The organism is Allobosea sp. 05T422_2 (assembly GCF_056396265.1).
In genome coordinates, this window is record NZ_JBFTLD010000186.1 from 1 (window position 1) to 13,170 (window position 13,170).

Sequence of the window (13,170 nt, forward strand, 5' to 3'; positions counted from 1 at the left end):
ATGTTCTCCCGCGAGAAGAACTTCTACGGCGGGCACGGCATCGTCGGCGCGCAGGTATCGCTCGGTGCAGGCCTCGGTTTCGCCAACTGGTACCGGGAGGACGGCCGGGTCTCGATGACCTATTTCGGCGACGGCGCGGCCAATCAGGGCCAGGTCTATGAAAGCTTCAACATGGCCCAGCTCTGGAAGCTGCCGGTCGTGTTCGTGATCGAGAACAACCGCTACGCCATGGGCACTTCGGTCAACCGCGCTTCGGCGCAGACCGATTTCTCCAAGCGCGGCCTGTCCTTCTCCATTCCCGGCGAGCAGGTCGACGGCATGGATGTCCGCGCCGTGCGCGCTGCCGGCGAGCGTGCCATCGCGCATGCCCGCTCGGGCAAGGGTCCCTACATTCTCGAGATGCAGACCTATCGCTATCGCGGTCACTCGATGTCTGATCCGGCAAAGTACCGCTCCAAGGACGAAGTCCAGCGGATGCGCGAGGAGCATGATCCGATCGAGCAGGTGAGGGGGCGCCTCACCCGCGATTTCAAGATCGCCGAAGACGAGCTCAAGGCGATCGACGCCAAGATCCGCGAGATCGTCAACGACGCGGCCGAATTCGCAACGCATGATCCGGAGCCCGATGTCTCGGAGCTCTTCACCGATATTACGCTGGAGCACGCCCGGGCCTGAGGCCCGGACCGCGCCTAAGTCTCTGCCGGCCTTGCCGGCATCTCCTGATCCCGCGTCCTTTCAAATTCCGGGTGTGTTCATGCCGATTGATATCCTTATGCCCGCGCTTTCGCCCACCATGGAGGAGGGCAAGCTCGCCAAATGGCTCAAGGCCGAGGGGGATGCCATCAAGGCAGGCGACATCCTGGCCGAGATCGAAACCGACAAGGCGACCATGGAAGTCGAAGCGGTCGACGAAGGCATCCTTGCCAAGATCCTGGTTGCCGACGGCACCGAGAACGTCGCGGTCAATACGCCGATCGGCGTGATCGCAGCCGATGGTGAGGATGTGAAGGCGGCAGCCTCAGGCGGCGCCAAGCCGGCGGCGGTTGCCGAGAAGCCGGCCGAGCCCGAGGCCAAGGCGGAGAAGGCCTCGGCCGAAGCGCCTGCGGCCGCCGCCACGCCGAGCGTACCTGCTCAGGCGAAGTCCTATGACGCGTCGAGCGAGTTCCCCGCGGGTGCGKAGGTCGTCACCATGACGGTCCGCGAGGCGCTGCGCGATGCCATGGCTGAGGAGATGCGTCGGGATGGCGATGTCTTCGTCATGGGCGAAGAGGTCGCCGAGTATCAGGGCGCCTACAAGGTCACGCAGGGCCTGCTCCAGGAATTCGGCCCCAAGCGCGTCATCGACACCCCGATCACCGAGCACGGCTTCGCCGGTATCGGCGTTGGTGCGGCGCTGACCGGCCTSAGGCCGATCGTCGAGTTCATGACCTTCAAYTTCGCCATGCAGGCGATCGACCAGATCATCAACTCSGCGGCCAAGACGCTCTACATGTCCGGCGGCCAGATGGGCTGCCCGATCGTCTTCCGCGGACCCAACGGTGCTGCCGCCCGCGTCGCCGCCCAGCACAGCCATGACTACGCCGCCTGGTACTCGAATGTGCCCGGCCTCAAGGTGGTGATGCCTTACAGCGCCTCGGACGCGAAGGGCCTGCTGAAGAGCGCGATCCGCGATCCGAACCCGATCATCTTCCTTGAGAACGAGATTCTCTACGGGCGTACCTTCGAGGTTCCGAAGGGCGACGACTTCCTGATCCCGATCGGCAAGGCCAAGGTCGTGCGTCCGGGCACGGATGTCACCATCGTCTCCTTCGGCATCGGCATGACCTATGCGCTCGGCGCCGCCGAAGCCCTGGCCAAGGAAGGCATCGAGGCCGAAGTCATCGACCTGCGCACCATCCGGCCGATGGATATCGAGACGGTCATTGCCTCCGTGCAGAAGACCAACCGCTGCGTCGCAGTCGAGGAAGGCTTCCCGCAGTCCGGCGTCACCGCCGAAATCGGCATGCGCATCATGGAAGCGGCCTTCGATTATCTCGACGCGCCGGTCGCCCGCGTCACCGGCAAGGACGTGCCGATGCCGTATGCGCATAATCTCGAGAAGCTCGCCCTGCCGAATGTCGGCGAGGTCATCGCGGCGGCGAAGGCCGTCTGCTACAGGGCCTGATGCCGTGGCGCTGACCGTCCCTGCCATGATCGCAGCGGTCGGCCTCGCAGCTGCCGGGGCCTCTGGAGCGGTCGCGTATTTCAAACCTCGGGAGCGGCTTCGGCCGCGCCCGCTGGCTCCGCCGCATCTAGCGGGCGCCCGCCTGCGCCTGCACCGCCTCGATCTCTGCGCCTACCTGCTGGCGGCGGGCGGCGTGCTGACGCTGATCCCGGAGGCAGTCCAGACCTTCGCTCCCGAGCTGATGTTCGGGAGGACGCTGGCCGGCACCGCCCTGGAACATCTCGACTATATCGCCTTCGTTTTCGTGTCCCTCAGCTTCGGCATGGGCCTGACACGCCGCCTGCTGCTCATCCAATTGGAAAAAGCGAGCCTCCAGCCATGCCCGTAAACATCCTGATGCCCGCTCTCTCGCCGACCATGGAGAAGGGCAATCTCGCCAAGTGGCTCAAGAAGGAAGGAGACGCCATCAAGTCCGGCGACATCCTTGCCGAGATCGAGACCGACAAGGCGACGATGGAGGTCGAAGCCGTCGACGAGGGCATCCTGGCCAAGATCGTGGTGCCGGAAGGCACGGCCGATGTCGCGGTCAACGAAATCATCGGCGTGATCGCCGGCGAGGGCGAGGACGCCAAGAGCGTATCGGCCCCCAGCACCGCGCCCGCCAAGAGCGAGACTGCGCCGAAGGTCGAGGCCAAGGCAGCAGCGGCAGCTCCCGCAGCTGCCCCGGTTGTGGCTGGGCAGCCCGCTGCGCATTCTGCCGACGGCAGCCGCCCCTTCGCCTCTCCGCTGGCGCGTCGCCTCGCCAGGGATGCCGGGCTCGATCTTGCAAAGGTCCAGGGCTCGGGCCCGCACGGACGGATCGTCGAGCGCGATATCGAGACGGCGAAGGCCGGCGGCGCCGCCAAGGCCGCGCCGGCAGCCGCTCCTGCGGMAGCCACGCCCAAGCCGGCGGCTGCCCCGCTCGCGGCCGGCCCCTCCGACGAGGCGGTCAAGAAGCTGTTCGAGCCAGGCTCCTATGAGGAGATCCCGCATGACGGCATGCGCAAGACCATCGCGCGCCGCCTGACCGAAGCGAAGCAGACGATCCCGCATTTCTACGTGACGGTCGATTGTGAGCTCGACGCGCTGCTGAAGCTGCGCGCAGAACTCAATGCTGCGGCACCCGAGAAGGACGGCAAGCCGGCTTACAAGCTTTCGGTCAACGACATGGTGATCAAGGCTCTCGCCCTGGCGCTGCGCGCCGTGCCGGATGCCAATGTCAGCTGGACCGACGGTGCCATGCTCAAGCACAAGCATGCCGATGTCGGCGTCGCGGTATCGATCCCGGGCGGCCTGATTACGCCGATCATCCGCGACGCCTGCCACAAGCCGCTGAGCCAGATCTCGAACGAGATGAAGGACATGGCGGCGCGTGCCAAGACCCGCAAGCTCAAGCCCGAGGAATACCAGGGCGGCACGTCGGCGGTCTCCAATCTCGGCATGTTCGGCGTCAAGGATTTCGCCGCGGTGATCAACCCGCCGCATGCGACGATCCTTGCGGTCGGCGCCGGTGAGCAGCGCGCCGTGGTCAAGAACGGTGCGCTGGCGATTGCGACCATCATGTCGGTGACGCTCTCGACCGACCACCGCGCGGTCGATGGCGCGCTCGGGGCGGAACTGCTGCAGGCCTTCAAAGGCTATGTGGAGAAGCCGATGGCGATGCTGGTGTGATGGGCGTTTAGACGTCGCAAGAGTCGGATTGGCCTGCACGACGATCGGTTGAGGGGACAAATGGGCGCAAGCCACAGAGACAGGCGGTTGGGAAGGTATTCGCTGATCGCCTCAGTTCTTCCCCTGTTGCTTACTGCCTGTCAGACCCCTCATTCGGCAGCGACCTCGCCAGCGAAAGAGGTCAACGCGAGCCATCCGCCTGTGGTTGAGTTCGGACCAGCGGTCGCGCGCGAATATCGCAGGCCGAGGGCACTGTTCGCGGCGCGGCCCGTGCTGACCCAAGCGGACTACACCTCGCGCAACACGCAACCCAAGGCAGCCTCGGGAACGGCAGCGTTCCCCCGAGCCTATGCCGCCCCGGAGGTGATCGCGTCGTTCTTCGCCGACAGAACGATCGTTAGCCATAGCCCTCAGCACGGCACTCAGGTCGAGTATATCGCACCAAACGGCACGACCTTTCTTTGGTATCCCGGAAACGATGTGATCCTGCGCGGGACCTTCAACGTGCTTTGGGAAAACGCCTCGGCTGAGATCGACGATCCTCAGGAAGGGCGTTACCGCGGCCAGATCAACCTCAACTATGTCTGCTTCCGCTATGCTGCGAATTCCTACAATCCCGTGACGGGGCATCGCGGTAGCGGGTTTGAATGCGGCAGCTACGCGAAACAGCGTGAAGCATTGAGGGAGACCCGCAAGGGCGACGTCTTTGGCCTCGCCGCGCGCACCAAGGCCCCATTCCTGCTTGGGCGGGAGCCACAATCCATCGCTGCCTTGCAGAAGCTGGGGGCAGCGAAACAGCAATGATAGCCGATCGAGCTTGGCGTCTGCACCGCGCGGCGCGACGGGTTTCGATTTAGAACAAGGGTTAGGGACATGTCCGACTACGACGTCATCATCATCGGCTCCGGCCCCGGCGGTTACATCGCAGCGATCCGCTCGGCGCAGCTTGGCTTCAAGACGGCGATCGTCGAGCGCGAACACCTTGCCGGCATCTGCTCGAACTGGGGCTGCATCCCGACCAAGGCCTTGCTGCGCTCGGCCGAGATTCTGCATTACGGCCAGCATGCCAAGGACTATGGGCTGACGCTCGAGGGCTCCTTCAAGGCCGATCTTGCCGCCATCGTTCAACGCTCGCGCGGCATCGCCGCCCGCATGAACAATGGCGTCCAGTTCCTGATGAAGAAGAACAAGGTCGACGTCATCTGGGGCGAGGCCAAGCTGACCAAGCCCGGCACGATCGTGGTCGGCAAGACGGCGAAGCCTGCGATGCAGCCGCAGGTTCCACCGCCGAAGAATGCCAAGGGCGAGGGCAGCTACACCGCCGACCACATCATTGTCGCGACGGGCGCACGCCCGCGTGCTCTTCCCGGTCTCGAGCMGGATGGCAAGCTGATCTGGACCTATTTCGAGGCGATGGTCCCGCAGAAGATGCCGAAATCGCTGCTGGTGATGGGCTCGGGCGCGATCGGTATCGAGTTCGCCTCATTCTACCGCACCATGGGCGTCGAGGTGACGGTGGTCGAGGTGCTGCCGCAGGTCGTGCCGGTCGAGGATGCCGAGATCGGCGCCTTCGCCCGCAAGGCCTTCGAGAAGCAGGGCATGAAGATCATCACCAGCGCCAAGGTGACCAAGGTCGAGAAATCGGCGGATTCGATCACGGCCCATATCGAGGACGACAAGGGCGCCAAGCAGACGATTCAAGCCGATCGCATGATCTCCGCCGTCGGCGTCGTTGCCAATGTCGAGAATCTCGGTCTGGAAACGCTCGGGGTGAAGACCGATCGCGGCTTCATCGCCATCGACGAGTTCTGCCGGACCAATGTGAAGGGCATCTACGCGATCGGCGACGTCGCGGGGCCGCCGATGCTGGCGCATAAGGCCGAGCACGAGGCAGTGATCTRCGTCGAGGCGATCAAGGGCCTTCATCCGCACCCGATGGACAAGAACATGATCCCGGGCTGCACCTATTGCCACCCGCAGATCGCCAGCGTCGGCCTGACCGAGGCCAAGGCCAAGGCGGCAGGGCACGAGCTCAAGGTCGGCCGGTTCAACTTCGTTGCCAACGGCAAGGCGGTCGCGCTCGGCGAGGATAGCGGCCTGGTCAAGACGATCTTCGATGCCAAGACCGGCAAGCTGCTCGGCGCGCATATGGTCGGGGCGGAAGTGACCGAGCTGATCCAGGGCTTCGTCGTCGCCATGAACCTCGAGACGACCGAGGAAGAGCTGATGCACACCATCTTCCCGCACCCGACGCTGTCGGAGACGATGAAGGAAAGCGTGCTCGACGCCTATGGGAAGGTGCTGAACGCGTAGAGATGCTGAACCGGGCGCCCTCCGCGCCAAGTTCCGTGATGGCAGACTGACACACGAGAGCTGGAGACCACCATGGATCTGCGTTCGATTATCGTCGCCATCATCATCGGTCTCGTCGCCGGCTGGCTCGCCAGTATCGTCGTCGGTGGTGGTGGGCTTGTCCGCTACATCATCACCGGCCTGATCGGCGCCTTCGTCGGCAGCTTTCTGCTCTCGGCGATTGGCGTGAATCTCGGCATCGGCAACCCGCTGGTCTCGCAGATCATCACGGCGACGATCGGCGCCATCGTCGTGGTGCTGCTGGCGCGTCTGATCGCCTGACATTTCCCGGTCTGGAAACTCGCGCTGTGCGAGGGCATATCCCAGCGATGACGACACGCCCGCGCACGCGCAAATCCCGTGGTCACGACCGCGTCATCCCCGATGACAAGGTCGAGGTCCTGCCTCCTGGTCGCGGCCTGCCATTGGATTGGCGGGCGCTCGCGCCGACGATCCTGCTCGGGACCGTGACGGGCTTCGTCGCCAGCCTCGTGGTGGGCGGTGGCGGGCTGATCCGTCACGCCGTTGTCGGAGTGCTCGGCATGCTGGTCGGGCAGGGGCTGGTGCGGATCACCGGCTGGCGGGTGCGGACCGGACACGCCTTTCTCGACGAGGCGGCAATGGCGGTGCTCGGCGCGATCCTCGTGGTGCTGCTGGCCAGGTTCATCGCATGACGACCGGTGCAGGCCGTCCCTGGCCTGTCCGACGGATTCATCCTGCAGGCTGACGAAAGGGACGACGGATCATGGATAGCCCCATCTACGCCGCACTCGGCACGCCCGGCTACGGCTTCTTCGCGACACTGCTGATCGGCCTGCTCGCCGGCTGGATCGCSGAGCGCATCACGTCGTCCGATCACGGCCTCTTCACCAACATGCTGGTGGGCGTGGCAGGCTCCTTCGTCGGCAGCCGCCTGGCCGAGCTGCTCGACATCCCGATCCACGGCTTCCCTCGCACCCTGGTCGCGGCCATCGCGGGCGCCTGCGTGGTGATCGTGATCTGGAACGCGTTGCGGAAACCTGCAGCCTGACGCGACCTCCGGTCAGGTTGCCGCCGGGCCTGATGCAGATTAGCTAGAGCAAATTGGCGCCTCTTGCAGGCGCCGGGTGACTGGAAACGACATGGCTCTCGTTCTCGATCTTCTGAACCGCGACCCGCGGCCCAATGTCGGCAATCCCAAGGCGGATGCCAAACCTGCGGCCGAGTTGCGCCATCCCGAGAAGCAGAAGCGCCCGGAGAATCCCGTCCTTCGCAAGCCGGACTGGATCAGGGTGAAGGCGCCCGGCTCACCGAAATGGGCAGAAACGCAGAAGATCGTGAAGGAGAACAAGCTMGTCACGGTCTGCGAAGAAGCGGGCTGCCCGAATATCGGCGAGTGCTGGGAAAAGAAGCACGCCACCTTCATGATCATGGGTGACACCTGCACGCGGGCCTGCGCCTTCTGCAACGTCAAGACAGGCGTGCCCCAGCCGCTCGACCAGGAGGAGCCGCGCAAGGTCGCCGAAGCCGTGGCCAAGCTCGGCCTCGAGCATGTCGTCATCACCTCGGTCGACCGCGATGATCTCGATGACGGTGGTGCGGAGCATTTCGCCCGCGTGATCCGCGCGATCCGCGAGGCTTCGCCCGGCACGACGATCGAAATCCTGACGCCGGATTTCCTGCGCAAGCCCGGCGCGCTCGAAGTGGTGGTCGCGGCCAAGCCGGACGTGTTCAACCACAATCTCGAAACGGTGCCCGGCAAGTACCTGAAGGTGCGCCCCGGCGCGCGCTACTTCCATTCGCTGCGCCTGCTGCAGCGTGTGAAGGAACTCGACCCCACCATCTTCACCAAGTCCGGCATCATGGTCGGTCTCGGCGAGGAGCGGAACGAGATCCTTCAGCTGATGGACGACCTGCGCTCGGCCGACGTCGATTTCATGACCATCGGCCAATACCTCGCGCCCTCGCGCAAACATCACGCGGTGATCCGCTTCGTCACGCCCGACGAATTCAAGGGTTTCGAGGCGATCGCCTATGTGAAGGGCTTCCTGATGGTGTCCTCGACGCCGCTGACGCGGTCCTCGCATCACGCGGGTGAGGATTTCGCGCGGTTGAGGGACGCCCGCGCAGCCAAGCTCGGCGGTTGAGCGCGTAGCATCTCATGCCGATGTTCAACAGCACCCGCCGGGTGAAGCACTCGCCGGAGCGGATGTTCGCGCTCGTGGCGGATGTCGAGAAATACCCCCAGTTCCTGCCGCTTTGCGAAGGCTTGGTGGTACGACGCCGGACGCCGCGCGAAGGCGGCGGCGAGGTGCTGATGGCCGACATGACGGTCGGCTACAAGGCGATCCGCGAGACCTTCACCAGTCGTGTCACGCTTGATCCTGCCAACCTGAAGATCCTTGTCGAGTATGTCGACGGCCCGTTCCGACATCTCGAGAACCGCTGGAGCTTCAAGGCGATGGACGGAGGCTGCGAGATCGCCTTCTTCATCTCCTATGAGTTCGCCAGCCGCATGCTCGGCCTGCTGATGGGTACGATGTTCGACAAGGCCTTTCGCAAGTTCGCCGAGGCTTTCGAGAGGCGGGCCGACCTGGTCTATGGCCGTGCCCGGACCACGGTCACCGATGGCTCAGCGCCGCCTGCTTGAGCATCTCGAGCGCCTCGATGACCGAGAGGCGGCGGATTTCGTCTCTCCCCTGATCGCCGAAGCGCTTTTCCCGATGCGTGGTCAACGCGGTTGACGCGCAGCCGAAATGGACGAGCCCGACGGGTTTGGCGGCGCTGCCTCCGCCCGGCCCGGCAACGCCGGTGACCGCGACGGAGAGATCGGCCTTGAGCACCGCGCGGCCGCCCTCCGCCATGGCGCGGGCAACCGGCTCGCTGACCGCACCGTAGCTGTCGATCAGCGTCGCACTCACGCCTGCCAATGCAGTCTTGGCGGCGTTCGAATAGGTCACCAGCCCGCCAGTGACGACGTCCGACGAGCCCGGGATTGCGGTCAGTGCGCCCGAGACGAGCCCACCTGTGCAGGACTCGACCGTCGCGACGCTCAGTCCACGATCACGGCAGATCGTCAGAACGTCGATGGCCAGTGCGGTGATCTCGGAATCGAACATGGTGGTTGCCCCTACTCGTCGTTGGGCAGGCGCAGCGTGGCTGTTGCCAAGGCCGCCAGCCCTTCGCCGCGACCGGTAAAGCCCATGCGTTCCGATGTCGTCGCCTTGAGCCCAACCTGGTCAAGCCGCACACCCGTGACTTCGGCGATCCGCGCCCGAATCTGCTCGCGATAGGGGCCGACCTTCGGTGCCTCGCAAACGATGCTGAGATCGAGATGGTCGATCACGCCGCCGCGCCCGCTGACGCGCTCGGCGGCAAATGCGAGAAAGCGGTCGGATGAGGCCCCGCGCCATTGCGGATCGCTCGGCGGGAAATGCGTGCCGATATCGCCATCCGCCAGCGCCCCGAGAATGGCATCGGTCAAGGCGTGCAACGCAACGTCGCCGTCGGAATGGGCTCGCACACCGCGCGAGTGCGGAATGCGGACACCACCGAGCCAGACATGATCGCCATAGGTGAAGGCGTGGACATCATAGCCGGTACCGACCCGGGTGGTCAGCTGCCTGCGGAGCCTCTCTTCCGCCAGCACAAAATCCTCGGGATGCGTCAGCTTCACGTTCATGGCCTCTCCAGGGAAGGTCGTGACCGCATGGCCCGCCCATTCGATCAGGGCGGCATCGTCGGTGAGACCGGTGACAGCTGCGGCAGCTGCCGCCTCATGGGCTGCCAGCAACGAGCGGAAGGCAAAGGCCTGGGGCGTCTGCACGCTGACCAGCTGGTCGCGCGGCGGTGTCTCGATGATCTGTCCCTTGCCGTCCACACGCTTGATCGTGTCGGTGACCGGCAGGGCAGGGATAGAAGCCGAACCGCTCTGCGCGGCTTCGATTGCGCGCTCGATCAAGTTTCGGGACGCGAACGGTCTGGCTGCATCATGGACCAGCACGGTTCCCTCGAATCCTGATGCTGCCAATGCCCGCAGGCCAAGTCGCACCGAGTCCTGCCGGGTCGCGCCCCCCGTGACCGGGCCGAGCAGCTTGCCGGACGAGAAGCCTGCGACAGCATCGGCATAGCAGGCCTCATCACCGGTCCCGATGACGACCACGACATGGGATATTGCCCGCTCAGCCAGCAATGGAAGCAGGGTTCGCCGCAGGACTGGCAGGCCGGCGAGACGGCGATATTGCTTTGGCAAGTCTCCGCCGGCACGCAGGCCGCGCCCCGCCGCAACGACGAGGGCCGCCACCGACGGAAGACTTGTCACTGTTTCGGACGACACGGCAAGGCTCCAGCTAGAGCCCGGTTGATAGTCGCCGGTTATGCAATCGCCAAGTGCGGCGCGAAGCGCTGCGACCATCCGTTCCGGGCTGCGTCGATATTGCATTGCAGCATTGGTTCGAAATCCCTTGCGCTGATGCAGCAATGTCCAATAAATAGCCACAATGGATATTGCCTCAAAATCGGGCGACGAACTCTCCGGCATTGCCGGGGTTGCGATCGCCTCCCGAGCCTTTCTGGCGCCGATGTCGGGCGTCACCGACGTCGTGATGCGTCGCATCGCTGCGCGATTCGGTGCGGGGCTCGTCGTCTCAGAAATGGTCGCATCCGACGAATTCGTGCGCGGCAGCGAAGAGGCCCGGTTGCGCGCCGAGGGGGCAGGGGTCTTCCCGCATGTCGTCCAGCTTGCCGGCTGCGATCCGCACTGGCTCGGAGAGGCTGCCCGGCTGGCCGAAGCAACCGGGGCGCAGATCGTCGACATCAATATGGGCTGCCCCGCCAAGCGCGTGACGGGCGGCTGGGCCGGTTCGGCGCTGATGCGCGATCTCGACCATGCGCTTTCGCTTGTCGAGGCGGCGGTCAGTTCCGTGAACATTCCGGTGACGGTGAAAATGCGGCTCGGCTGGGATGACGCGTCCCGCAACGCGCCCGAGCTGGCGYACCGCGCCATATCCGCCGGCGCCGCGATGATCACGGTCCATGGCCGCACGCGGCAGCAATTCTACAAGGGTGTCGCCGACTGGCGCGCGATTCAGGCCGTGCGCGAAACCGGTGATTTCCCGCTCGTTGCCAATGGCGACATTCATGGCGTCGCCGATGCCGAGGCATGCCTTGAGCGCTCGGGCGCGAATTTCGTCATGGTCGGACGCGCGGCTCTGGGGCGGCCCTGGCTTGTCGGCGCGGTGGGCGACGCACTCGCCGGACGCCAGGTGACGGAGTTGAGCGCAGCACAGAAGCATGCGGTCGCGCAGGAACACTACGAGGGCCTGCTGGCCCTGCTCGGCCGCGAGCAGGGCGTGCGTCATGCCCGTAAGCATCTGGCCGCCTATGCCGATGAGGCGGTCGCAACCGGCTGCGCCCCCGACCCCGAACAACGTCGCGCGCTCTTGACCACGGATGATCCTCATCAGGCCCTGCGCGCGCTGGCTGCCTTGTTTTCCACTGAATGCAGCCGCGAGGCAGCCTGAGCGAGGACGATTGCGTATGGCGATGGCGTTTGCCGACGAGGTTGGCGATGAGCGGGATCTGACCTTGCTCGATATGGTGGAAATGCAGGCGCTGAATGTCCTGCCCATGCCGGTGCTCGTCATCGGCGAAGGGCACGGCATTCTTTACGCCAACACGGCGGCTGAAGACTTCTTCCAGTCGAGCGTGGTCGTGCTCAAGCGCCAGCGTCTCGACGATGTGATCGCCTTTGGCTCCCCCGTGCTGTCCCTGGTGGAGGATGTGCAGCGGCGCGGCGCCAGCGTCACCGAGTACCGGCTGGATCTAGGCTCGCCCCGGATCGGCATCGAGCGCATCGTCGATGTTTTTGCCTCGCCCTTGCCCAATCAGAGCGAAGCCGTCGTGCTGATGCTGCAAGAACGAACAATTGCCGAAAAAATGGACAGACAGCTGACGCATCGAGGAGCAGCCCGCTCCATCACCGCGCTCGGCGCGATGCTCGCACACGAGATCAAGAACCCGCTCTCCGGCATTCGTGGTGCGGCGCAGCTTCTTGAAGCCTCGGTGCCTGACAGCGATCGGATGCTGACCCAGCTGATCTGCGACGAGGCCGACCGGATCGTGAAGCTTGTCGAGCGTGTCGAGCTGTTTGGCGATGAACGCCCGAGTGAGCGCGGGCCGGTCAATGTCCATGACGTGCTGGACCATGTGAAACGGCTGGCCCAATCGGGCTTTGCCAGGCACATCCGCTTCAACGAGGTTTACGACCCTTCACTGCCGCCGGTCGCCGGCAACCGCGATCAGCTGGTCCAGGTTCTACTGAACCTGATGAAGAATGCGGCGGAAGCCATTGGTGAACATGCGATTGATGGCGAGATCACACTGACCACGGCCTATCGCCCCGGCATCCGCATGCAGCATGCCGGCTCGGCAAGCCGGATCGCGCTACCGCTGGAGATCGGCATCCGCGACAACGGCCCCGGCGTGCCTCACGACCTGCTGCCGCATCTGTTCGATCCCTTCGTCACCACCAAGGCTCAGGGCAGTGGCCTTGGACTTGCACTCGTAGCGAAGGTGATCGGCGACCACGGCGGAATCGTCGAATGCGAGTCTGTGCCGCGGCGCACGACATTCCGGATTCTTCTGCCCCTGCATGAAGCGCGTCCCACACGGAGCGCTTGAGGTTCACAGGATAATTGAATGCCCACCGGTAACATTCTTATCGCCGACGACGACGCCGCGATCCGCACGGTGCTCAACCAGGCCCTCGCGCGGGCCGGGTACGAGGTCCGGACGACAGGACAGGCGGCGACACTCTGGACCTGGGCAGCGCAAGGGCTGGGCGATCTCATCATCACCGATGTGGTGATGCCCGACGGGAACGCCTTCGATCTGCTGCCGCGCATCAAGCGGGTGAGACCTGACCTGCCGATCATCGTGATGAGCGCGCAGAACACCTTCATGAC

The 13,170-nt window shown here is 64.7% G+C and carries 16 protein-coding genes; 14 read left to right on the plus strand and 2 right to left on the minus strand.

Annotation, left to right across the window (positions count from 1 at the left end):
- The 11 genes from AC1DJT_RS25300 to AC1DJT_RS25350 all read left to right on the plus strand — a co-directional run.
- On the plus strand, window positions 1-675 hold a 675-nt coding region (locus tag AC1DJT_RS25300; protein WP_476835116.1), incomplete at its 5' end, for a thiamine pyrophosphate-dependent enzyme.
- Window positions 676-754: 79 nt separating this feature from the next.
- Window positions 755-2,164, plus strand: a complete 1,410-nt coding sequence (locus AC1DJT_RS25305; protein WP_476835117.1) for a pyruvate dehydrogenase complex E1 component subunit beta — start codon at window positions 755-757, stop codon at window positions 2,162-2,164.
- 4 nt (window positions 2,165-2,168) lie between these two features.
- A complete protein-coding gene (locus AC1DJT_RS25310) occupies window positions 2,169-2,552 on the plus strand; it encodes a hypothetical protein (RefSeq protein ID WP_113512609.1) in 384 nt (127 codons plus the stop codon).
- Entirely contained in the window at window positions 2,543-3,874 is a 1,332-nt protein-coding gene (locus AC1DJT_RS25315) for a pyruvate dehydrogenase complex dihydrolipoamide acetyltransferase (protein ID WP_476835118.1), read from the plus strand. The genes AC1DJT_RS25310 and AC1DJT_RS25315 overlap by 10 nt, the downstream gene beginning before the upstream one ends.
- 60 nt (window positions 3,875-3,934) lie before the next feature.
- Window positions 3,935-4,678 (plus strand): YqhG/Tai3 family protein, encoded by a 744-nt coding sequence (locus AC1DJT_RS25320; protein ID WP_441491639.1) that lies wholly within the window; start codon window positions 3,935-3,937, stop codon window positions 4,676-4,678.
- Window positions 4,679-4,747: 69 nt separating this feature from the next.
- Window positions 4,748-6,187 (plus strand): dihydrolipoyl dehydrogenase, encoded by a 1,440-nt coding sequence (gene lpdA / locus AC1DJT_RS25325; protein WP_476835119.1) that lies wholly within the window; start codon window positions 4,748-4,750, stop codon window positions 6,185-6,187.
- A gap of 72 nt (window positions 6,188-6,259) precedes the next feature.
- Window positions 6,260-6,508, plus strand: coding sequence for a GlsB/YeaQ/YmgE family stress response membrane protein (locus tag AC1DJT_RS25330; protein WP_441491637.1), 249 nt, complete (start codon window positions 6,260-6,262; stop codon window positions 6,506-6,508).
- A gap of 47 nt (window positions 6,509-6,555) precedes the next feature.
- Window positions 6,556-6,900 carry a GlsB/YeaQ/YmgE family stress response membrane protein gene (locus AC1DJT_RS25335; RefSeq protein WP_441491636.1) on the plus strand — a complete coding sequence of 115 codons (345 nt, stop codon included), beginning with the start codon at window positions 6,556-6,558 and terminating at the stop codon, window positions 6,898-6,900.
- A gap of 71 nt (window positions 6,901-6,971) precedes the next feature.
- Window positions 6,972-7,256 carry a GlsB/YeaQ/YmgE family stress response membrane protein gene (locus tag AC1DJT_RS25340; RefSeq protein ID WP_069880860.1) on the plus strand — a complete coding sequence of 95 codons (285 nt, stop codon included), beginning with the start codon at window positions 6,972-6,974 and terminating at the stop codon, window positions 7,254-7,256.
- 91 nt (window positions 7,257-7,347) lie between these two features.
- Complete coding sequence (gene lipA / locus AC1DJT_RS25345; RefSeq protein ID WP_441491635.1) at window positions 7,348-8,352, plus strand: lipoyl synthase; 1,005 nt, start codon at window positions 7,348-7,350, stop codon at window positions 8,350-8,352.
- A gap of 14 nt (window positions 8,353-8,366) precedes the next feature.
- Window positions 8,367-8,855: a type II toxin-antitoxin system RatA family toxin gene (locus AC1DJT_RS25350; protein WP_441491634.1), complete on the plus strand. Its 489-nt coding sequence runs from the start codon at window positions 8,367-8,369 to the stop codon at window positions 8,853-8,855.
- On the opposite strand, the gene AC1DJT_RS25355 is transcribed toward AC1DJT_RS25350, so the two are convergent.
- Window positions 8,827-9,324 carry a CinA family protein gene (locus AC1DJT_RS25355; RefSeq protein WP_476835120.1) on the minus strand — a complete coding sequence of 166 codons (498 nt, stop codon included), beginning with the start codon at window positions 9,322-9,324 and terminating at the stop codon, window positions 8,827-8,829. The two genes, AC1DJT_RS25350 and AC1DJT_RS25355, sit on opposite strands and share 29 nt — an antisense overlap.
- 11 nt (window positions 9,325-9,335) lie before the next feature.
- Window positions 9,336-10,541: a bifunctional 2-C-methyl-D-erythritol 4-phosphate cytidylyltransferase/2-C-methyl-D-erythritol 2,4-cyclodiphosphate synthase gene (locus AC1DJT_RS25360; RefSeq protein WP_476770602.1), complete on the minus strand. Its 1,206-nt coding sequence runs from the start codon at window positions 10,539-10,541 to the stop codon at window positions 9,336-9,338.
- Window positions 10,542-10,704: 163 nt separating this feature from the next.
- Between AC1DJT_RS25360 and dusB the strand changes: the two genes are divergently transcribed.
- The 3 genes from dusB to AC1DJT_RS25375 form a co-directional block, all read left to right on the plus strand.
- Window positions 10,705-11,727, plus strand: a complete 1,023-nt coding sequence (gene dusB, locus AC1DJT_RS25365; protein ID WP_476835121.1) for a tRNA dihydrouridine synthase DusB — start codon at window positions 10,705-10,707, stop codon at window positions 11,725-11,727.
- Between the two features lie 73 nt (window positions 11,728-11,800).
- Window positions 11,801-12,886 carry a two-component system sensor histidine kinase NtrB gene (locus AC1DJT_RS25370; protein ID WP_069882745.1) on the plus strand — a complete coding sequence of 362 codons (1,086 nt, stop codon included), beginning with the start codon at window positions 11,801-11,803 and terminating at the stop codon, window positions 12,884-12,886.
- 18 nt (window positions 12,887-12,904) lie between these two features.
- Window positions 12,905-13,170 (plus strand): response regulator (locus AC1DJT_RS25375; protein ID WP_476835122.1); only part of this gene is annotated, 266 nt, incomplete at its 3' end.